Source organism: Pseudorhodobacter sp. MZDSW-24AT (assembly GCF_002794355.1).
Classification (GTDB): Bacteria; Pseudomonadota; Alphaproteobacteria; order Rhodobacterales; family Rhodobacteraceae; genus Pseudotabrizicola.
This window is the reverse complement of the sequence record NZ_PGOI01000014.1, coordinates 1-21,813: the sequence shown is the minus strand read 5'-3', so window position 1 is coordinate 21,813 and position 21,813 is coordinate 1. Positions and strand designations below refer to the sequence as shown.

The following is a 21,813-nucleotide window of genomic DNA, read 5'->3' as shown; positions in this document are numbered from 1 at the left end:
GATGGCAGAGACCGGCGATCACGATCAGGGTCGCGCCCCCCATATCCCGGTGCTTTTGCGCCCCATTCTGGACCTCTGCGCCCCCATCGGCGGGCTTTGGCTGGATGGCACCTTCGGGGCAGGGGGCTATGCCCGCGCGCTGCTCGACGCCGGGGCCGATGTCATCGGGGTCGACCGTGACCCGCTGGCGCTGGAGATGGCGCAACGCTGGCGCGGCACCTATGGCGACCGTCTGACGCTGGTGCCCGGCACCTTCTCCAACCTTGACCACTACGCGCCGCAGCCGCTCGATGGCGTGGTGCTGGATCTGGGCGTCAGCTCCATGCAGCTCGATCAGGCCGAGCGCGGGTTTTCCTTCATGAAAGACGGCCCCCTCGACATGCGGATGTCGCAAGACGGGCCCTCCGCCGCCGATCTGGTGAACACCGCCGACGAAACCCGGCTGGCCGATATCCTCTATCACTACGGTGAAGAACGCGCCTCGCGCCGCATCGCGCGCGCGATCGTCGAACACCGCAGCCGCGCGCCGATCGAGTCCACGCTGCAGCTCGCCGAAATCGTGGCGCGCTGCCTGCCGCGCCCCAAACCGGGGCAAAGCCACCCCGCCACCCGCAGCTTCCAAGCCATCCGCATCGCGGTGAACACCGAATTCACCGAACTGGCCGAAGGCCTGATGGCCGCCGAACGCGCGCTCAAACCCGGCGGGCTTCTGGCGGTCGTCAGCTTCCACTCCTTGGAAGACCGCATCGTGAAACGCTTTTTCCAGCAGGCCTCGGGCAGCGAATCAAACGCCAACCGCTACGCGCCGCAAACCGCGCTGAACACCGCGCGCTTTGATCTGGTCACCAAGCGCGCCGTCGGCCCCGATGAGGCCGAGCTGGAAGACAACCCCCGCGCGCGCTCGGCCAAGCTGCGCATCGGTCGCCGCACCGCGGCGCCTGCGCAAAGCGTCGATCCCGCCGCGCTTGGCCTGCCCGAACCGCCCGCTCAGAAGAAAGGCCGCCGCTGATGCGCCCCGTCATCTATGTTCTGTCCTTCATCGCCGTGCTGGGCCTTGGGTTCTGGGCCTACCGCGAACATTACGACACCCGCCAAGCCTTGCGCGACGTGTCGCGCCTCAATTCCGAAATCGCGGGCCTGCGTGAGGCTCTCGCGCTCCAGCGTGCCGAATGGGCCTATCTCAACCGCCCCGACCGCCTGCGCGAACTCGCCGCGCTCAACTTTGAACGCCTTGGCCTTCTGCCGCTCGAGCCGTCGCAATTCGGCGACACCGCCACGATCTCTTATCCGGCGGTCGAGGAATTTTTCGGCGACCTCAACAACTCCGTCATGGTCCATGGCCAGCTGAACCCCGAGGAGGAACCGCTGTGACCCGCACCCCCCTCCGCCCGCTCGCCCGCATCCTCAAGGCCCGCGCCCAAGGCGAAAACCCCGATGTGATCGAACGCGAGAATCTGCGCCTTCGCCATGAACAGATCCGCGACGCCTCGCGCAACCGCGCCGAGGTGCGGCTTCTGGTGCTGGGGCTTGCGTTCTTTGTCGCCTTCTCTGCCATCGGCATGCGCATGGGCCTTGTCGCCACCACCGAGGCCGCAGAACCGCGCTCCTTTGCCTCTGGCGCCGAAATCCTCGCCCAGCGCGCCGACATCACCGATCGCAATGGCCGCGTGCTGGCCACCAACATGCTGACCCACGCGCTCTATGCGCATCCGAAAGACATGGTGGACCCGGCGCGCGTCGCAGGCGAACTCGCCGCCATCTTCCCCGAACTCAACGCCGAAGATCTGACCCGCCGCTTCACCGATGGCCGCAGCTTCATGTGGCTGCGCAAGGTGCTCAGCCCCGAGCAGATGCAAGCCGTGCATGACATCGGCGATCCGGGCCTGTTGTTCGGCCCGCGCGAAATGCGCCTCTATCCGAACGGCACGCTGGCCGCGCATGTGCTGGGCGGCACCTCCTTTGGCGCCGAAGGCGTGCATTCCGCCGAAGTCATCGGCACCGCCGGGATCGAGCGGGCCATGGATGCGCGGCTGCGCGATCCCGCCCTCTCGGCCACCCCGCTCGAACTGTCGCTCGACCTCACCGTTCAGGCCGCCGTCGAGGAAATCCTTGATGCGGGCATCACCATGATGAACGCCAAAGGCGGCGCCGCCATCATCATGGATGTGAAAACCGGCGAAGTCGTGTCGATGGCAAGTCTGCCCGCCTTCGACCCCAACAACCGCCCCAACCCGGTGCTGCCCAAGGATGCCGAACCCGGTGACAGCCCGCTGTTCAACCGCGCGGTGCAGGGGGTTTATGAACTGGGCTCCACCTTCAAGATCTTTGCCACCGCGCAGGCGATGGAACTGGGCATGGTCGGCCCCGACACGCTGGTCGATGCCAATGCCCCCATGCAATGGGGCCGCCACCGCATCCGCGAATTCCAGAACAAGAATTACGGCCCCCTCGCCACGGTCACCGATGTGATCGTGAAATCCTCCAACGTGGGCACCGCCCGCCTTGCGCTGCAAATCGGCGGTTTGCGCCAGCAGGCCTTCCTGAAATCGCTGGGCTTCTTCGATCCCACCCCGATCGAACTTACCGAAGCCCCCGGCGCCAAGCCGCTGCTGCCCGCCCGCTGGCCCGACATCGTGACCATCACCACCTCTTACGGCCACGGCATGTCGGCCAGCCCGCTGCACCTTGCCGCCGCCTATGCCACCATCGCCAATGGGGGAATCACCGTCAAACCCACGCTGCTCAAACAGGCGGGCCCGCAGCCGGGCGTGCGGGTAATGCGCGAAGAAGTGGCCGATGCGTCGGTGGAAATGCTGCGTCAGGTGGTGACGCGCGGCACCGCCAGCATGGCCGAGGTGGAAGGCTACGAAGTCGCGGGCAAAACCGGCACCGCCGACAAGCCCAAGCGCACCGGCGGGTATTACAAAGACAAGGTGATCAACACCTTCGCCTCTGTCTTCCCGGCCTCCGATCCGAAATATGTCGTGCTTGTCACCTTGGACGAGCCGGTGGAAACCAGCGGCACCGAACCGCGCCGCACCGCGGGCTGGACGGCGGTGCCTGTCGCCGCCGAGATCACCCGCCGCATCGCACCGCTGCTCGGGATTCGCCCAAGTGTTGAAGCCCCCCCGGTGGATACGCTAACAGCCGTCCGGAACTGAGGGGATATGACATGGCACCGCATCCGGCGACCCGCCGCGCCACTTTGGCAGATCTGGGGCTGACCCCAAGGGCAGGGGCAAACCCTGTCCTGACCGGCCTGACGGTGGACAGCCGGGCGGTGCAGCCCGGCTTTCTCTTTGCCGCGCTGCCGGGCACCCGCGTGCATGGCGCCACCTTTGCCGCGACCGCCATCGCGCAAGGCGCCGTGGCCATCCTGACCGATGCCGCAGGTGTGCGCCTGCTTCCCCCCGATGCGCCCGCCGTGATCGTGGTCGAAGACCCGCGCGAAGCGCTGGCCCGCGCCGCCGCCCTCTGGTTCGGGGCGCAGCCCCCGCGCATGGTCGCCGTCACCGGCACCAATGGCAAAACCAGCGCCGCCACCTTCACCCGGCAGATCTGGGAAGCGCTGGACCATGCCGCCATCAACATCGGCACCACCGGGGTCGAAGGCGCTTGGACCGCGCCCTCGGCCCATACCACGCCCGACGCCATCACCTTGCAAAGCGTCTTGGCACAGGCCGCCGCCGCCGGGGTGACCCATGGCGCGATGGAGGCCTCGTCCCACGGGCTCGACCAGCGCCGGATGGATGGTGTCCGTCTGTGTGCCGCAGGCTTCACCAACCTCACGCAAGACCATCTGGATTACCATGGCACGATGGAGGCCTATCTGGCCGCCAAGGCCGCGCTCTTCACCCGGCTCTTGCCCGATGATGCGGTGGCGGTGGTGAACCTCAACGGGGCGCATGGCTCAGATATTGTCGAGCTTTGCCTCAATCGCAACCTGCCCACCATGACCATCGGTCACGGGCAGGGGGCCGACCTGCGCCTCCTGTCGCAACGCTATGACGCCACCGGTCAGGATCTGCGCTTTTCGTGGCAGGGTCAGCCCTACATGACGCGCCTCAACCTCGTCGGCGGCTTTCAGGCCGAGAATGTGGCGCTGGCCGCAGGCCTTGCCATCGCCTCGGGCGATGACCCGCAAGCGGTCTTCGCCACGCTCCCCAAGCTTGCGGGTGTGCGCGGTCGGATGCAACTGGCCGCCACGCGCGCCAATGGCGCGGCGGTTTATGTTGATTACGCCCATACGCCCGATGCCATCGAAACCGCCCTGCGCGCGCTCCGCCCGCATGTGATGGGCCGCATCGTCATCGTGTTCGGCGCCGGTGGCGACCGTGACACCGGCAAGCGCCCCTTGATGGGGGCGGCGGCGGCGGCCCATGCCGATGTGCTGTTCGTCACCGATGACAACCCGCGCGGCGAAGACCCCGCCGCGATCCGCGCCGCCATCATGGCCGCCTGCCCTCAGGCGACCGAAGTGGGCGACCGCGCCGAAGCCATCCTGCGCGGCGTCGATGCGCTGCAACCCGGCGACGCGCTGCTGATCGCGGGCAAAGGCCATGAAACCGGCCAGACCATCGCCGGTCAGGTCTATCCTTTTGACGATGTCGAACAGGCCAGCGTTGCCGTGGCCGCGCTGGATGGGGTGATCTGATGACCGCAACACCGCTCTGGACCTCCGCCGACGCCGTGGCCGCGACGGGCGGCCAATGCACCGCGACGTGGCAGGCCAAGGGTGTCTCCATCGACACCCGCACCCTGCGCCCCGGCGATCTGTTCGTGGCGCTGGCCGATGTGCGCGATGGCCATGATTTCGTGGCCCAAGCCTTGCAAAAAGGCGCCGCCGCCGCCCTCGTCAGCCGCCGTCCCGAAGGCGTCGCCGCCGATGCGCCGCTGCTGATCGTGCCCGATGTGCTGCGCGGGCTCGAAGATCTGGGCCGCTTCGCCCGCGCCCGCACCCGCGCCAAGGTGGTCGGCGTGACAGGCTCGGTCGGCAAGACCAGCACCAAGGAAATGCTGCGCGCGATTCTGGGCGGCCAAGGCGATGTCCATGCCGCCGAGGCCAGCTACAACAACCACTGGGGCGTGCCGCTGACGCTGGCGCGGATGCCCGCCGATGCCGATTTCGCCGTGATCGAGATCGGGATGAACCACCCGGGCGAGATCGCCCCCCTATCCCGTCTCGCCGCCCCGCATGTGGTGATGATCACCACCGTCGCCGCCGCGCATCTCGAAGCCTTTGAAAGCCTCGAGGGCATCGCCCATGAAAAGGCCGCCATCATCGAAGGCCTCGTGCCCGGCGGCACCGCCTTGCTGAATGCCGACCTGCCCACCACGCCGATCCTCACCGCCAAGGCCGCAGCGGTCGGCGCCAAGGCCTTGCTGTTTGGCACCACCCCCGGGGCGGCGTATCACCTCGATCATGTCGACCTCACCGACGAGGCGACGGTCGTGCGGGCCACCTGCGCCGGGCGTCCGGTGCTGTTCAAGGTGCGCACCCCCGGCAAGCACTTCGCCCTCAACGCGCTTGGCGCGCTTGGGGTGGCCGACGCGCTCGGCTGTGATCCGGCCCTCTCGGCCTGTGACATCGGCAACTGGCTGCCCCCGCAAGGCCGCGGCACCCGGGAAACCATCCACCTCGACCGGGTCGAGGAGACCAGCTTCCAGCTGATCGACGACGCCTTCAACGCCAACCCCGCCTCCATGGCCGCAAGCCTTGACGTGCTGATCGCCGCCCAGCCCGAAAACGGCGTGGGCCGGGTGGGGCAGGGCCGCCGCATCGCCATTCTGGGCGACATGCTGGAACTTGGCCCCACCGAGTCCGCCCTGCACGCCGCCATTGCCCGCCATCCGGGGCTCGAGGCGATCCACACCATCCATTGTGTCGGGCCGCGCATGCGCGCCCTGCACGCCGCCCTCCCGCGTAAACAGCGCGGCGATTGGGTGGACACCGCGCCCGAACTGGCCGCCCATGCGCGCCAACTCGTCGACGCCGGCGATATTGTTCTGGTCAAAGGCTCCAAAGGCTCAAAGGTCAGCCTCGTCGTTGACGCCCTGCGCAAAATGGGCCAAGGCAACGCCCCAACAGAAGGGACCGCGTAAATGTTGTATCTGCTGACCGAATTCTCGGCGGGGGGGGATTTTTTCAACCTCTTCCGCTACATCACCTTTCGGGCCGGCGGCGCCTTCCTGACCGCGCTGATCTTCGGCTTCCTCTTCGGCCAGCCGCTCATCAACATCCTGCGCCGCAAGCAGGGCAAGGGCCAGCCCATCCGCGATGACGGCCCGGCCACCCATTTCGCCAAGGCCGGCACCCCCACCATGGGCGGGCTGCTGATTCTCTCGGCCTTGATCTTTTCCACGCTGCTCTGGGCGCGGCTCGACAACCCTTATGTCTGGATCGTGATGCTCGTCACCGTCGCCTTCGGCCTCATCGGCTTTGCCGATGATTACGCCAAGGTCACCAAGCAAAACACCAAGGGCGTCTCGGGCAAGGTGCGCTTTTCTGCCGGATTGCTCATCGCCCTGCTCGCCGCCTTCGCCGCCAGCAGCTTCCACCCGCCGGAACTCACCAATCAGTTGGCCTTTCCCTTCCTGAAAGACCTGCTGCTGAACCTGTCCTTCTTCTTCATCCCCTTTGGCATGATCGTGATCGTGGGCGCTGCCAATGCGGTGAACCTCACCGACGGGCTCGATGGGCTGGCCATCATGCCGGTGATGATCGCCGCCGGCACCTTGGGCGTGATTGCCTATGTGGTGGGCAACTTCAATTACACCCAATACCTTGGCGTCCATTTCGTGCCGGGCACGGGCGAGCTTCTGATCTTCTGCGCCGCGCTCTTTGGCGGCGGCATGGGGTTCCTTTGGTATAACGCCCCCCCCGCCGCCGTTTTCATGGGCGACACCGGCAGCCTTGCCTTGGGCGGCGCGCTCGGTGCCATCGCTGTTTGCACCAAGCATGAAATCGTGCTCGCCATCGTCGGCGGCCTCTTTGTGGTTGAGGCGCTCAGCGTCATCATTCAGGTGCTCTACTTCAAACGCACCGGCAAACGGGTCTTCCTGATGGCCCCGATCCACCACCATTTCGAGAAGAAAGGCTGGGCAGAGCCGCAAATCGTCATCCGCTTCTGGATCATCAGCCTGATCCTCGCCCTGATCGGGCTGGCGACACTCAAGGTAAGGTAAGCCGCAAGATGCAGGCCAGAAAGCTCCTGATATGCAGCGGGCTTCTGGTCCTGCTCATCATCCTTGCCTCCTTCGTCTTTGCCACCATCCTTGTCTGGGTGCGGCTGTTGTCGGACGATCCGCTCTCCAGCGGCGATTCTGCCGCCTATCCGCTGCTGCAATCCACAGTCGGCCTCGCCATTTCGGCCGTCGCCTCGTCAGTGGCGCTCCTCCTCGCCTTGCGCTCGGTGCAATCGGCCGAAAAGGAACGCACCATCGCGCTTCTGGATATCTACCAGCCCGAAATCACCGCACTGGTCGAAGAAACCAACGCCCTGCAAGACCGCCTGCGCGATGTGATCCGCGCCATGCACGCCACCGCCTTGGCGGGCGCGCATCTGACGCACGCGCGGCTCTTTGAAGATTACCGCCGCGACCAGCGGCCCAATGACGTGCTGCGCGCCGTTCTGGCCGCGCGCAAACAGGCCATGATCGACGATCACCGCGCGGTGCATGGCAAAGACCCCGATCCCAAGGATCTGCCAGACCACATCGCTTTGGCCGATGACCCGGATGATTTTTTCGGCTCCGTCATCTATAATCTGCCAGATTATGACCTCGCGGGCTTTGCCGACATGCAGCGGCTCGGCGTCGGCGCCGTGCCTTACTGGCCCCATGAAGACAGCTTCACCAAAACGCATCTTTCGGTCGCCGCCGCCGTCCCCGCCTTTGACGCCGCGCAGAACCATGCACGCCAAGCGCTGGAAGATTTCATCACCCAGCTCACCTCGCCGCGTTCCGGCCTTCTGCACACGGTGCTGTCACGTCGGTTCGCAAGCCTGATCTCGGGTCCTTTCGCCCCGCTCGGCGCGCATCTGGCGCGGCCCGTCTCTCCTTATGACACGGTCGCACAGCGCCACGGCACCGTCTGGCCTGTGCCCGACCTTGGGGCCGAAGGCTATCATGCCCTGACCCGCTTGCCCGATCTCTTCGGGCAGTATGACTCGCTGGCCTTCCTGCGCAGCGCCGATATGCCGGGTGCGCTGCTGGCCGCCGATGCCATGCCGAAGGCATGCTTTGACAGCCGCCTGCGCATCCTCGATGTGACCCATAGCGAAGGCGCGGCGATGGCCTCGCGCGGCTTTCCCCTGCGCGGCCCCGCCACGCCCGAGGCGCTCGGCGCGATTCTGGGGCGGTTCTTGCCTTGCATCTCGCATCACGGCATCGCCACGCCTTTCAGCATCACGCAGGCGCAGGCGGATCGTCACTTCGAAGGTGCGCCCAGCTTCGATGACCTCACAGCGGATCAGATTGAAGACCTCTATCCTGACGCGTCCGAAGAGCGGCCAGAGCAGACCGAGGAAGAGAACCGCGCTTGGTTCGAAACTCTGGACCCCCCGCCCGAGGCGGATGTCGCCCCTCCGCCCGATCTGTCTGCGCCGCCGCCCGAAGAACGCATCCGCCATTCGCCCGCCTTCTACCGCCACATCGACCATTATCCCGGCGAAGCCGATGAGGATGCCCCTGCCTTCTCGCCCGTCTTTGTCTGGGCGATCCCGCTTTTGGTGCGCCTGATTTCGCCCATCGGAGTCTTGCGCGCCTTGACCGAGGCGATGGCCGATCTCGATCTGGACGGCGATCTCTTGCAGCGCCACCTGCGCCTGCAAATGCTGCGGCTCTACAGCTACGAAGCCTTTGGCGATCCCTCCAGCCCGCCGCAGCCCGTGCCGGATCGGCTCAGCCATTGGGCAACCGAACGCGCCCGCGCCCATCCCGGCCGCGATCTGTGGGAAGACGCGCCCGCGAAGTCTTAACAAATCCTGAATCTCGCAGGGCTAAGCCATTGAAATCATCTGATTCCATCCCGTGTAACACAGGGGGAAACCTGTGAGCGAAGCCGACCTCTACCCCCCCGTCAAAGCCTTCCTCGAAGCCCAAGGCTACACCGTCAAGGCCGAGGTCGGGGCCGCCGATGTGATGGCCTGCCGGGGCGAGGACCCCCCTCTGATCGTCGAGCTGAAAACCAGCCTCAACCTCTCCCTCATCCTTCAGGGCGTGGCCCGTCAGGGGCTCTTCGACCACGTCTACCTCGCCGTCCCCCAGCCTCCCAAATGGACCCATCGCTACCGCGACCTCACGGCCCTCCTGCGCCGCCTCGGTCTGGGCCTGCTGACCGTTCGTGCCGGTCAGGTCGAGCCTCACCTCGACCCCGCCCCCTACCAACCCCGCAAGAACAGCGCCAAGGCCGCGCGGCTTCTCAAGGAATTTCACCAGCGCAAGGGCGACCCCAATATCGGCGGCACTACCGGGATCAAACGAATGACCGCCTACCGCCAGGACGCGATCCGGCTGGCCGAGGCACTGGCCGCAACCCCCGATCCGCAAAGCCCCGCCACACTGGCGCGCGCCACCGGCATCGCCCGGGCAGGCAGCATCCTTCTGGCCAATCACTACGGCTGGTTCGACCACCCCGCCAAGGGGCGCTACGTCCTCTCACCCGCCGGACGCGCCGCCCTCTTCCAAGATCCCCCGCCATCCCCTATCCCCTAAGGGTCAGGCAAACGGGGGCGGCAGATGATTCCAGTCAAGGGCTACGCAGGCGCAAAGGTCGCCGTTCTGGGCTTGGGGCGGTCAGGCCTCGCCACCGCCCGCGCCCTGATCGCCGGGGGAGCCACGCCGCTCTTGTGGGACGACAGCCCCGAGTCCCGCGCCAAGGCGGAAGCCGAAGGGTTCACCCTTACCGACCTCAGCCGTGCCGGTGCCTTCGAGGACGTGGCCTGCCTGATCACCAGCCCCGGCATCCCTCACCTCTATCCTGTTCCCAACCCGCTCATCGCCCGCGCCCTCCAGGCCGGGGTGCCGGTTGACAATGACATCGGCCTGTTCTTCCGCAGCTTCGCGACCGCTGACTGGGACAATTTCGAAACCATGCCCCGCGTGGTCTGCGTGACAGGGTCGAATGGAAAATCCACGACCACGGCGCTGATCCGCCATATCCTCGACGTGGCGGGGCGGCCGGTTCAGATGGCGGGCAATATCGGCAAGGGCGTCTTGTCGATCGAGCCTGCGCAGGATGGCGAGGTGGTGGTGCTGGAACTTTCCAGCTATCAGACCGACCTCGCCCGCGCGCTGACCCCGGATGTCGCGGTTTTCACGAACCTGTCGCCGGATCATCTGGATCGGCACAACGGGATGGGGGGCTATTTTGCGGCCAAGCGGCGGCTCTTTTCCGAAGGCGGGCCAGACCGGGCCGTGATCGGGGTGGATGAGGTCGAGGGGCAGTTTCTGGCCAATCAACTGAGCATGGGGCCACAGGATGACCGGGTGATCCGGATTTCTTCGGGACAAAAGCTGGATCAGTTCGGGTGGAGCGTCTTTGCCCGCAAGGGGTTCCTGTCTGAGTGGCGCAAAGGGCGGCAGGTGGCCAGCATCGATCTGCGGGGCGTGGCAGGATTGCCGGGGGCGCACAACCATCAGAACGCCTGCGCGGCCTATGCTGCGGTGCGGGCGCTGGGGATTGCGCCGAAGCTGATCGAGGGGGCGTTCCAATCGTTCGCCGGGCTGCCGCACCGGAGCCAGCTGGTGGGTGAGCGGGAGGGGGTCCGGTTCATCAACGACTCGAAGGCCACCAATGTGGACAGCGCGGCCAAGGCTTTGCAGGCCTTCCCTGCGATCCGCTGGATTGCGGGGGGGATGGGGAAGGATGGCGGGATCGCCGCCTTGCAGCCGCATCTGGGCCCCGTCGTGAAGGCCTATCTGATCGGCCATTCCGCGCGGGACTTTGCCTTGCAGTTGGGCCAGACGCCGCATGAGATCTGCGAGACGATGGAGCGGGCCGTGGCGCGGGCGGCGGAGGAGGCGCAGCCGGGGGAAGTGGTCTTGCTGGCCCCGGCGGCGGCCAGTTTTGACCAATACCCCAACTTTGAAAAAAGGGGCGAGGACTTTGTGGAGCGGGTCCGGGGGCTTTTGGCCGTGTAACACGGTGGGCAGAATGGGAATATCGTTTGAAATCAATGATATGACCTGTGAGCGTTAAGAGTTTTTTAATCCTTTCTCTCGGTGCATTCGGGTGAAAAGCGCCTGAGGAGACGCGCGGCACGCGCGCGACGAGGCAAAGCTCTTGCGCCGCAGGTGCGCCATCAGATCTTGCGCGACAGGTTCTGAGCGCTTGGCGCAGAGCACTTGGCGCAGAGCACTGGGCCGAGTGGGGTCAGCGACGCTGGGCGAGGAAGTGGCGGGCGGTGTCGAGGGCCTCGCGGATGGTCACATCCATATCGAGATACCGATAGGTGCCCAGCCGCCCCACGAAGGTGACCCCGGCTTCGGCCTTGGCCAGTGCTTGATAGTCGGACAAGAGCGCCTGTTCCGCGCTGAGCCGGATGGGGTAATAGGGCGTATCCTCGGGGCCCGCCGCGCGTGCATATTCGCGGTAACACACGGTTTGCGCGTGGCTTTCCCAAGGTGCGAAATGCTTGTGTTCAGTGACGCGGGTATAGGGCACCTTGGCGTCGGGGTGGTTCATCACCGCGCAGCCCTGATAATCGCCATCCTCGGTGAAGCGTTCAAAATCAAGCGTGCGGTAGCCGAGCCGCCCGAGCCGGAAGCCGAAATAGCCGTCCAGCGGGCCTGACCAGAAGATGTGATCCTGCGCGGCCGCCATGTCGGGGCGATAGGGCGTGTTCAGATGGGTGGTGATCCGTGGATGATCGAGCAGCCGCGCGACCAGCGGGGTATAGCCATCCTGCGGGATGCCCTGAAAGCGATGGCTGAAATAGTTGTCATCATAATTGAAGCGCATCGGCAGCCGCTTGAGGATGGACGCGGGCAAGGCGCGGGGTGACAGGCCCCATTGCTTTTCGGTGTAGCCCTTGAAGAATGCCTCATACAGCTCGGGGCCGACCATTTGCAGCGCCTGATCTTCAAAGCTGACGGCGGGTGTATGGGCGGGGTGGCAGCGACGCGCGATGAAGGCCCGCGCCTCGGCCGGGCGCAGCGTCTGGCCGAAGAACTGGTTGATCGTGTGCAGGTTGATCGGCATCGCATAGACCGCGCCGCGCACCGTGGCCTTGACCTGATTGCGAAAGGGCATGATGGGGCCAAGCGCGTTGAGATAGGCCCAGACCTCGGCATCATCGGTGTGGAAGATATGCGGGCCATAGCGGTGCAGCAGGATGCCGGTTTCGGGGCAGCGTTCGGTGTGGCAATTCCCGGCGATATGGCTGCGGCTGTCGATGACGGTGCTGGACAGACCGGCCTGCGCCAGTTCTTGCGCGATGACGGCACCCGAGAAGCCTGCGCCGACAATCAGAATGCCCATCTGCTGTTCTCCGCCCTGCGTGACCCACGTTAGCGGGCCATGCTGTGGCAGACAACGGGGGGGTTAAATTTCCGGCACCCCCTTGCCCTGAAGGAGATCATGGTGAAACTGTTCGCATCCGCCCGTGTTTCGGGCGGAAGCAGGGCGGGATGGAATGACCGGGCCGATGCAGGATGAGGACAGGCGATTTGTGATCGTGGGTCTGCCGCGCAGCGGAACCACCTATCTGATGAGCCTGCTGGATTCGCATCCCGAGATCAGCTGTTCGGGCGAGGTCTTCAACCCTTATTCGGTGATCGAGACCGGCGCGGCGGACTATAGCCCTGATCTGCTGTGGGAACGCGACCGGGCGCCGCGCTATTTCCTGAAAGCGTTCTTTCAGCGCCATGCCAGCGGGCCGCACAAGCGGATTGGGTTCAAGCTGATGCTGGGGCACAACATCCGGGTGTTGACGCAGTTGCCCGAACTGTCGGACGTGACGATCGTTTACGTGCATCGCTACAACCGTCTTGCGCAGGTGGCGTCATATCTGAAGGCGATGCAGACGCGGAATTGGGCGCAGACCCGCCGGTCTTTGGGCATGCGCAAGAAGATTGAGGCGACGCCGCAGCAGATCAGCCAGCATTGGCATGACTATGCGACGATGGATTTTCTGTTTGCGCAATGGTTGGAGCGGTTGCCGAACCGCAAGATGACGGTGGAGTATCGGGAGATGTTCCAGCCCGGCTTTGCCGCGCAGATCTGCGGCTTTCTGGGGGTGGAGCCTGATCCTTGCATGGCCTCGGCCTTGGTGAAGCAGGGGGCGAACCGGGTTTTGGACCGTTTTGCCGATCCGGGGCCGATCGAGGCCTATATGCGGCATCTGGGGCGCGAGGACTGGCTTCAGGACGAGCTGCCCGCATGAAGATTCTGTATGTGAACTGGGTGGATTATCTGGACCCGGAACAGCGCGGCGGCGGGGTTTCCCTGTATCAGCGCAATCTGATGCAGGCTTTGCGGGGGCGCAACGGGGTGGAGGCGGTGTTTCTGGCCAGTGGCACCTCTTACGATCCGCTGCGCCGCGCGCCGCGCTGGGAACCGATGCGGCATGGCCCGATGGACGATCGCGGGCGGCGGTTTGATCTGGTGAATTCGGGCGTGCTGGCGCCGGGGCATGCGTCTTTCGGGCAGTCCGCGCAGCTGCGCCATCCGGCGACCGAGGCGGTGTTCGAAGATTTCCTGCGCCGCACCGGGCCTTATGATGTGGTGCATTTCAACAATCTGGAAGGGCTGCCGGTGGATGTGCTGGCGTTGCGGGCCGCGCTGCCCGGCACCCGCTTTGTGCTGAGCCTGCATAATTATTACCCGTTCTGCCCGCAGGTGAATTTCTGGCAGGACGAGGCGCGCAACTGCACCGAGGATGAGGCCGGGCGGCGCTGTGTGACCTGCTTGCCGCAGCGCTGGCCTGCGGCGCAGGTGCGGGCGGCGCATGGGTTGGGCTACAGGCTGAAAGTGGCGGGGGTGTCGCCGCTGGGGCGGGTCTACCGCGAGAGCTTTCGTCTGGCCTTTGGGGTGGCGCGGCGGCTGGCGCGGCTGCGCAAGGGTTTGCGGCGCCGGCGGACGGAGGCGGGGGCGGTCGCGCCCGGAGTGCAGGCGGAAGGCGCGGGCTTTGTGGCGCGGCGGGCGGCGATGGTGGCGCGGATCAATGCGCATTGCGATGTGGTGCTGTGTGTGTCGGAGCGGGTGCGGCAGATCGCGCTGCGCGAAGGGGTGCGGGCGGATCGGGCGGTGACGCTGCCGATTGGCACGGTGGCTGCCGAGGGTTTTGCGGCGGCCCCTGCGCGCGGGCCGATCTTGCGCGCGGATGGCACGCTGGCGCTGGCCTATCTGGGCTATATGCGCCGGGACAAGGGATTTTACTTCCTGCTGGAGGCGCTGGAGGCCTTGCCCGATGCAGTGCTGGGGCGGCTGCATCTTCTGGTGGCGGCGCGGCGCGGCGAGGCGGCGGTGATGGCGCGGCTGGCGGCGCTGGCCCCGCGGCTGGCGGGCTTTCGGCATCAGGATGGCTATGGGCATGCGGATCTGGACGGGCTGCTGGCGGATGTGGGGCTGGGGCTGGTGCCGGTGATGTGGGAGGACAACCTGCCGCAGGTGGCGATCGAGCTGCACGCGCGGCGGGTGCCGGTGTTGTGCAGCGATCTGGGGGGGGCGCGGGAATTGGGGCGCAGCCCGGCGTTTGTGTTCCGCGCAGGCGATGCGGCGGATTTCGCGGCGCGGATCGGGGCGATCCTGTCGGGCGCGGTGGGGGCCGAGGCCTATTGGCGCGATGCGGTGGTGCCCGAGACGATGGGGCCGCATCTGGACCGGCTTTTGGCGCTTTACCGAGGCTGAGGCGGCTGGCCGGTGGTCAGGATGCTTTGCACGAAGGGGCTTTGCGTCCAGTGGACCGAGACGGCGGGCTCGTGGATCTGGTCACGGCCTTCGGCCAGAAGGTCGAGGTATTTGCGGTATTCCTCGGAATTGTTGAAGTGCTGGCCGCGCGCGACCTCGGCTTGGGCCTTGGCGCGGAAGGCGGCGGTGTATTTGAAATGGCCAAAGAGCAGGCTGCGGGGCGAGAGGCGGGTTTCGCCCACGTAATGCAGCCCGTCGCTGAGGCGCATCCACGGGCGGTAGCGCAGAAGGGCGATTTTCTGCGCCACGAAGAGTTCGGAGCGGGAGCCGGGCAGCAGCCGGTGGCGGGTGGCGGAGGTGTAGGTGAGGCTGTCGGAAAAGGGTCCGCGCCCGAGGGCGGTGGTGAGAAAGGGCATGCGGTCGACGAAGGGGGCGGCGGTGAAGGGCGGATCGCGGGCGAAGTCGGTCGCAGAGAGGGGGCCTTGGGGATACATGTCGAGCATGAAGATGCGGGCGGCATCGCAGCCGTGAAAGGCAGGGTCGGCCAGCAGGTCGGGCAGATGCCCGCGCGCATCGGCGGTCCAGACCAGAAGCTCGTCGGCATCGGCGACCAAAGACCAGCGGTCGGGGCGGAAGGCGGCCATCAGCGCTTGTTGCCAGAGCACGCCGTAATGTGACTGGTTGTAGTCGGTGTCGACGGTGAAGAGCGCCACATCGGGCTGATCGGCCAGCTGTTCCAGCGTGCCATCGTCCGAGCCATTGTCGGCGATCAGAAAGCTTTCAACGCCCAAGCTGCGGTAATGCGCGAGGAAATGCGGCAGCATCGCCGCTTCGTTGCGCAGGCAGGCGACCACCGCCACGGGTGCCTTGCGGGCGAGATCAAGCCGGGCGGGGGGCGAAAGCAGATCCAGCGCATGGCTTTGCGCACCGAGCCGGGCCGGAACCAGCGTGGGCCAGATCTTGGCCCCGGTCGGGCGGCGGGCGCGCGCGGCGCGGGCGGCGGCCTGTTGCAGATCCGGGCCGTCGAGATGCGCAAGCGCGATCCCCGATCCGGTGAAGGGAAGGCAGGCGTCTTCCCATTTCGGCACCAGAAGCCCGCCGGGGCGGCTGCGGCGCAGCACATGCACGCGGTAATCATCTCCCGTCACGCGGATGCCGGAGAGCGCGAGCAGATCGCCCACCAGCTTGTCCTCCATGAAAGAGGCCTGAATCAGCCGCTGGCCTTCGGCGGTGGTGGCGCTGCGGGACAGGGCGGTCATCGCATCGGGGCTGAGCAGATAGCCGGAGCCCCCATCGGCATAGGTGGAGGGCTCGGGCGATTTGTCGAGATCATGCTGCCCGCGCGCCGTGGTCGACTTGGCACGGTGCCATGTGCGGTCCATCTGCCCCCGAGCGCGGCCCAAGGGGCGACCGTGGTAATCGGCGCGCAGGAAGGCGAGGCTGAGGAAATATTCCTCGGCGTGCAGGAAACAGTCATCATCCACCTTGAGCAGGCGGCGGCCGGGGAAGTGCGTCTGCACATGGGCGATGGCGGCAAGGGTTTTCTGCGGCAGGCCTTCGTAATCATCGGGTGCATCAAGGAAAACCACCCCGGCGCTGTCTTGCAAAGGCGCGGCAGAGGGCGCGGAGCGGCGGCCCACGACGATGAGATGGGGAATGCCCATCCGGTCGAGATCGGCGAGCCATGTCTGGCGCAAGGCCGGAATTCGGGTGGCAAGATGGGGCTGGCAGGACATCACCACCACAACCGTGTTGAAAAGCGCGGTGGCGGGGCTGGGGATGTCATCCGCTGGCGGAGAGGGGCTGGCAAGATCAGGCAGGCCGAGTGCCGCGCGGGCGGCGGCGGCGGGCTGCGGCGGTAGCGCCTGCAAGGCAAGGCGCGAGGCGGGCGCGGCGAGGATGTCGGCGGGGGACGCAGTTCCCCCGGCGCGCAGCGCGTGCAGATGCGCGAGCAGCAGGGCGCGGGCCGCTGTGTCAGCGTGCAGGGCGCGCAGGAGGCCAAGGCTCACGGCCAAGCCGAGGTGCCCTGCCGCCGGGCCAGAGAGCGCGAGCGCATCGGTCAGACAGTCTTGCAGTGCGGCGTGCCGCTGCGCAGGTGCGGTGCTGTGCCATGTGGTGAGCAGCGAAAAGGCAGCGGCCCCGAGCTTCCGCTCGAGCGTCTGAAAGGGAGAGACGCGAGGGCGGGGGCCAAAGCGGGGCAGGCTTCGCGCGATGGCGGCGGGCACGTCGAAATCGGGGTCTGTGCCGTTGCCGGGGTGGAAAAGATCGCGCAAGGCCATGTCCGGGTGCCACGGGGCCGCCGCGCGCCGCGAGTCGGGCGAGAGCAGACACAGCGCGGCGGAGTCGGTGCCTTGAACGTTCAGCCGGGCCAGTTCGGCAAGGCTTGCGGCACAGGTTTGCGGATCGCTCAGCCCCGCAAAGGCCGCGCGGGCTGTCGCAAGATCGGGGGCGAGGGCCGAGAGGCTGGCGTCGCCTGCGCTGCTGGGCAGGCGGGACCAGAAGCGCGGCGACAGGCCATAGGCCATGAGCGTGCTGGCGATGAGGGTGTTGCGGCTGTCGGCGGGCAGGCGTGGCAGGTGGGCGATGAGGGCGAGGGTGCCTTCCATCATCCCGTGGCAGGGGGTGCGGCCCCAAGGATCGGCGGCTTGCGCGCGCAGCAGGGCGCAAAAGCCGTGCAGGATGGCAAGCCGCTTGGCCTCGGGCAGGGCCAATGCGCCGGGTGGCGCGATGCTGCGGGCGATCCAGCCGATGGCGGTGCTGGCGAGCCAGCCGCCGTGGCGCTTGGCCAGAAGGTGCAGATGATCGGCCACCAGATCGGCGGAGCCGTCGAGCAGATGAAAGGGCAGGCGCAGCGAAAGATAGCCCACGTCATCACTGGCGCGCGGGGGTGGCAGGTCCCGTGCAGCGGCGGCGCTGTAAAGCAGATCAAAGGCATCTGCCGCGCAGAAGCTGGGGCAGAGGGTGAGGGCCAGCGCTTCGGGGTCTGCTGGGCGGGGCAGGACAGAGAGCCAGTGTGCGAGGGCGGCGCGGTCGGGGTTGGTGGTTAAGATCCGCGCGAGATCGGCGGTGAGGGCGGCAAAGGGCTGTGGCGCGGGCGTCGGCGCTGGCGGAAGCGGGGACGCGGGAAGCTGGGATTGCAGGTGCAGGCGCGCGGCGGCGGCGGTGAGCGCGGACTGCACCGCAGAGGGCAACCGGGGCCAGAGATCCGCGTGCTGCACATGTTCGATCGCTTGCAGGGCGGCAAGATCGTCATGCGCGAGACTGCCGGAGGCGGCAAGGCGGGTGAGGCGCTGGGCAAGGCCCGTGCGGTCGATCTGCACGGGGGCGAGGGCGTGCCCGCTGGCGGTGTCGATCAGCGGCAGGAGGGCGGGCGCGTCGGGTGCGGTGCCGCGCCAGATGCGGCCCGGGATCAGCACGGCGGCCACGCCTTGGGGAAGGGCGAAGGTGTTGGGGGCCGTGTTGCGGGCATCGGTGGCGGGCCGCAGGGGCAACGGCGCCTCGGCCCCCGGCAGCAGCACGGCGTGGCGCGGTTGGGTCTGGCCCGCGGGCAGACGCTCGGCCAGTTCCATCCGGTCGGTGAGGGTGGGGGGCGCGCCGGGGCGCAAGGATTGCCAGAGGCGGTCGAAGCTGTGGTCGCGGGTTTCGATGCTTTCCCAAGGGATGGCGCCTTCAACGCTGCAATGGGCGATGCGGGCAAGATCGGGGTAGCCGCGGCGCAGGAAGAAGCGGGCCTTCCGGTCGGGGCGGGGGAGGCGGGGAAAGCGGCCGAAGGGGGTGCCGTCGAGGGTGACGGTGACGGCAGCGGCGGTGAAGGCGAGGGCAAGCGCAAAGGGGCGGTCGGGGAAGCGGAGCGGCAGGTGCTCTTCACGGTGCCAGCCGCTTGCGTCTTTGCGATTGGCGACCACCACGCCTTCGGGGAGCCGCAGCGAGAGATGAAAGCCGATGTGGTCGGGCTGGGCGAGGCAGAAGTTGAGATTTGCGTAAAAGGTCAAGGCCGGGTCGACCTGACACTGAAACAACGCGCCATGTGCCGTGCGGAAGGGGATCATTCGGAGCCTTGTGCGACGCCGCGCTTGTGACGGTTATGCGGGGCGGCGCGCGTTGTTGCAATCCTGTGCTGTGGGCTCTGGCGGGGGGAGGCGAAAAATCCGGCGCAAGAGGGGGGGCGTGTCGGGGTCGACACGGCCCGGGGTGCCGATCCAGCCGTGGCGCAGGCCGAGCGCCGCGAGATGCAGGAGAGAGAGGAGGCGATGGGCCTTGGTGCGGTGCGGGCGGGCGGTGGCGGCGCGCAAGGCAAGCCGCCGGGCCCCGCCGGGGGGAAGGACCCGGGCAATGGAGGGCGGCAGGGGGCCATGGGGCGGCGGTGCGCTGGCGGCAAAGCCGGGGGCAAGGGGAGGCGCAAGCCATGCAACCGGCACGCCCGCCGCGCAGAGGCGCAACGCGCGGTCGGTGAGGCGGTGCTGCGGATCGCGCAAGGTGGGGTCGCCCGCGAAGGCCGCGCGCGACAAGAGGGCGTGAAGCGCGGGGTTGGCGTCAAGGGCGCGATCGGGCGTGAGCGCTTGCGGCGGCTGGGGGGATTGCGCCGTGGCCAGCGGCAAGACCACGGCCGCCAGCCTGTCGCGCAGGAGCGTGGTGGCCGCCTGTATGAGCGTGGCGGTGTCGATCCGCGCGCTGGCGGGAAGGTCGATGCACAGCGCCTCGGGCGGAAGCGGGTGATCGGGGGGGCAGAGTCCGATCAGGGGCGCGTGCGGGCTGTGCGGATCGGGCCGCAGCCCGGGGGGGGCGGCATCGGCGGGAAAGGGCCGGATCAGCAGAGGCGGGTCGGCGATCAGGCTGAGCGCTTGCAGCGGATCGAGATGGGTGTCCCAGTGCCAATCGGGCGTGATCTGATGCCGGGCGAAGAATTGGGCGGCGGCGGCGCGGAAGCGCGCGGCACGGTCGGGGCTGCGCAGGGCGTCGAGGCGTTCGCAGGCCAGACGGGTGGAGAGCTGCGCGAGCGCCGCGCGGGCGCCGGTCTTGTCTGTGGTGGCAAAGATCTGTGCCGAGCGTTCCAGCACGGTGAATTGCTCGAACACCCGCTCGCTGTCACTGCGGGTGATCTGGCCGTCGCGTTCCAGCGTGTAAAGGTAAAGCGGGCGGGGCAGGTGGCGCAGGACGGGCGTCCGCGCGGCGAGGCGGTGGAAAAAGCCGTGGTCTTCGTAGAGGGTGCCGGGATCAAAGCGCAGATCGCCGATGAAGGCCCGGCGATAGAGCTTGTTCCAGGCCGAGGGGAAATGCCGGATGACATCGCGCCAGTCGCCAAGGCTGTAGACGCAGGCGGCAGCATCGGCAGGAAGCTCTGTCTGGCCGTGGATGGCGGAATGCGGGTGCTGCCTGCCATCGGATGTGCAGAACCTGACCCCGCAGGCGACCCATGGCGCGGCCGCGTTGGCAGAAAGGTCGTCGTGCAGCGCCTGAAGGAAGTCGGGATCATAGCGGTCGTCGCCATCGAGAAAGGCGACAAAGGGGGCGTGTGCCCGATCAAGGCCCTGATTGCGCGCGCCGGACAGGCCGCGGTTTTCTTGCCGGATGAGGTGAAAGCGCGCGTCGGTGCCCATGGCGCGCTGTGCCTGCGCGGCGGTGTCGTCGGTTGAGCCATCGTCGATCACCCATGCCTCGAACTGCGCAAAGCTTTGGTCTTGCAGAGAGCGGATGGCGGCGGCGATATGGGCGCTGACATTGTAGGCGGGGAGAATGACGCTGATCTGGGCAGGGATCAGGGGCATGGGCGCGCATCCGTCTGCGGACCGCTGCCCCGCCGGAGCAGGGTGGGACCGATCCGGCAGAACCCGCAGGCAAGGCGCAGCATCTTGGTCATGGCGCGGATGAAAGCAAAAACCGGCGGGATTTCCAACTGAAACCTGTGGCCGCGGTGTGGCTGCGCGGGCGGATCAGATGACCGCGATGTGATCGGCCAGAAGGTTCAGATCATAAAATCCCGGAATGTGGATGATGACATTGGCGGCGGTGAGGGTGAGCACCGCGCCTTCTGCGGTGATCTGGCCATAGCTTTGCACGATCTGATCTGCCCCGGGCGGCGCACCGTTGAAGAGCCATTGCGTGAGCGCGATCTCGTCGCCTTCGGCAGGGTTGAAATCGCGCAGATAGCTGCGTTCGTAATTGCGGTAGAACAGGAAGGTGTCGGCCCCGGCATTGCCCCAGAGGTGATCGGTGCCTGCTCCGGCTGAGAGCGTGTCATTTCCCGCGCCGCCGGCGATCAGATCATGTCCGGGGCCGCCCCAGATGGTGTCGGCGCCGAGGCCACCATGCACCGTATCCGCGTCGGGCCCGCCGAAGATGAGATCGTCCGCGCCAAAGCCATAGAGCCTGTCGGCACCACTGCCGCCCCCGAGCCTGTCGGCGCGGCTGCCGCCCATCAGGGTGTCGGCCCCGGCGCCGCCCCAGATGGTGTCTTGCCCACCGCCGCCATCCACCAGATCGTCGCCCGTGCCGGCGCCGATGTAATCGCTGCCGCCGCGGCCCCGGATCACATCATTTCCGGGGCCGCCCCAGAGTTCGTTGGTGCCACCCGCAGCGAAAAGCGTGTCATTCCCCGGTCCGGCAAACACGGTGTCATTGCCAAGGCCCGTGTAGAGCAGATCATCGCCCAGCCCGCCTTGCAGGAAATCCGACCCTGAAGCGCCGATGAGCGTGTCATCGCCGGGGGTGCCGGAAAGGCTGCGCGCGGCGGTGCTGCCATCGGCCCATGCGGGATCGGTGGACCAATCTGCAAGGCGCGCGGGTTCGAAAGGCTGTGCGGGCAATGTGACGGCGGGCGGCGGGGTGGGGCCGCCCCCTGTGCTGCCTCCGCCCGTGCTGCCTCCGGGGGGCGTGCCCCCCGTGCCACCCCCGGCGCTGCCCCCCGTGCCGCTGCCTCCCGTGCCACCCCCGGCGCTGCCGCCAGCCCCGCCGCCGCCCGTCCC

15 protein-coding genes are annotated in these 21,813 nt (G+C 67.1%); 11 read left to right on the top strand and 4 right to left on the bottom strand.

Translation table 11 applies throughout. The features are described from left to right. Position 1: 1 nt before the first annotated feature. From rsmH to murD, 9 genes are all read left to right on the top strand, one after another. Positions 2-1,009, top strand: coding sequence for a 16S rRNA (cytosine(1402)-N(4))-methyltransferase RsmH (rsmH, locus tag CUR21_RS17985; protein WP_100198460.1), 1,008 nt, complete (start codon positions 2-4; stop codon positions 1,007-1,009). After that, positions 1,009-1,371, top strand: coding sequence for a cell division protein FtsL (locus tag CUR21_RS17980; protein ID WP_100198459.1), 363 nt, complete (start codon positions 1,009-1,011; stop codon positions 1,369-1,371). Before rsmH ends, CUR21_RS17980 begins: the two co-directional genes overlap by 1 nt. Beyond that, on the top strand, positions 1,368-3,161 hold the full coding sequence (locus CUR21_RS17975) for a penicillin-binding protein 2 (protein ID WP_100198458.1): 1,794 nt from the start codon (positions 1,368-1,370) through the stop codon (positions 3,159-3,161). Before CUR21_RS17980 ends, CUR21_RS17975 begins: the two co-directional genes overlap by 4 nt. 11 nt (positions 3,162-3,172) lie before the next feature. Next, positions 3,173-4,654: a UDP-N-acetylmuramoyl-L-alanyl-D-glutamate--2,6-diaminopimelate ligase gene (locus CUR21_RS17970; RefSeq protein ID WP_100198457.1), complete on the top strand. Its 1,482-nt coding sequence runs from the start codon at positions 3,173-3,175 to the stop codon at positions 4,652-4,654. Next, positions 4,654-6,102, top strand: a complete 1,449-nt coding sequence (gene murF, locus CUR21_RS17965; RefSeq protein WP_100198456.1) for a UDP-N-acetylmuramoyl-tripeptide--D-alanyl-D-alanine ligase — start codon at positions 4,654-4,656, stop codon at positions 6,100-6,102. The genes CUR21_RS17970 and murF overlap by 1 nt, the downstream gene beginning before the upstream one ends. Further along, positions 6,103-7,185, top strand: a complete 1,083-nt coding sequence (gene mraY / locus CUR21_RS17960) for a phospho-N-acetylmuramoyl-pentapeptide-transferase (RefSeq protein ID WP_100198455.1) — start codon at positions 6,103-6,105, stop codon at positions 7,183-7,185. Between the two features lie 8 nt (positions 7,186-7,193). After that, a complete protein-coding gene (locus CUR21_RS17955) occupies positions 7,194-8,978 on the top strand; it encodes a hypothetical protein (protein ID WP_100198454.1) in 1,785 nt (594 codons plus the stop codon). A 73-nt stretch (positions 8,979-9,051) separates the two neighbouring features. Then, positions 9,052-9,714, top strand: a complete 663-nt coding sequence (locus tag CUR21_RS17950; RefSeq protein ID WP_232622859.1) for a DUF2161 domain-containing phosphodiesterase — start codon at positions 9,052-9,054, stop codon at positions 9,712-9,714. A gap of 24 nt (positions 9,715-9,738) precedes the next feature. Next, positions 9,739-11,142, top strand: a complete 1,404-nt coding sequence (gene murD, locus CUR21_RS17945) for a UDP-N-acetylmuramoyl-L-alanine--D-glutamate ligase (protein WP_100198453.1) — start codon at positions 9,739-9,741, stop codon at positions 11,140-11,142. 232 nt (positions 11,143-11,374) lie between these two features. On the opposite strand, the gene glf is transcribed toward murD, so the two are convergent. Then, positions 11,375-12,481 (bottom strand): UDP-galactopyranose mutase, encoded by a 1,107-nt coding sequence (gene glf / locus CUR21_RS17940; RefSeq protein ID WP_100198452.1) that lies wholly within the window; start codon positions 12,479-12,481, stop codon positions 11,375-11,377. A 154-nt stretch (positions 12,482-12,635) separates the two neighbouring features. Between glf and CUR21_RS17935 the strand changes: the two genes are divergently transcribed. Beyond that, positions 12,636-13,385 (top strand): sulfotransferase, encoded by a 750-nt coding sequence (locus CUR21_RS17935; protein WP_100198451.1) that lies wholly within the window; start codon positions 12,636-12,638, stop codon positions 13,383-13,385. Continuing rightward, positions 13,382-14,851, top strand: a complete 1,470-nt coding sequence (locus tag CUR21_RS17930) for a glycosyltransferase (protein WP_100198450.1) — start codon at positions 13,382-13,384, stop codon at positions 14,849-14,851. Before CUR21_RS17935 ends, CUR21_RS17930 begins: the two co-directional genes overlap by 4 nt. Here the strand turns inward: CUR21_RS17930 and CUR21_RS17925 are convergent. From CUR21_RS17925 to CUR21_RS17915, 3 genes are all read right to left on the bottom strand, one after another. Then, positions 14,839-18,900, bottom strand: a complete 4,062-nt coding sequence (locus CUR21_RS17925; RefSeq protein ID WP_100198449.1) for a glycosyltransferase family 2 protein — start codon at positions 18,898-18,900, stop codon at positions 14,839-14,841. The genes CUR21_RS17930 and CUR21_RS17925 overlap by 13 nt on opposite strands. A 33-nt stretch (positions 18,901-18,933) precedes the next feature. Next, the gene (locus tag CUR21_RS17920; RefSeq protein ID WP_100198448.1) at positions 18,934-20,616 is read right to left on the bottom strand and encodes a glycosyltransferase family 2 protein; all 1,683 of its coding nucleotides are present in this window, start codon (positions 20,614-20,616) and stop codon (positions 18,934-18,936) included. 165 nt (positions 20,617-20,781) lie between these two features. Next, on the bottom strand, positions 20,782-21,813 hold a 1,032-nt coding region (locus CUR21_RS17915), incomplete at its 5' end, for a calcium-binding protein (protein WP_304528574.1).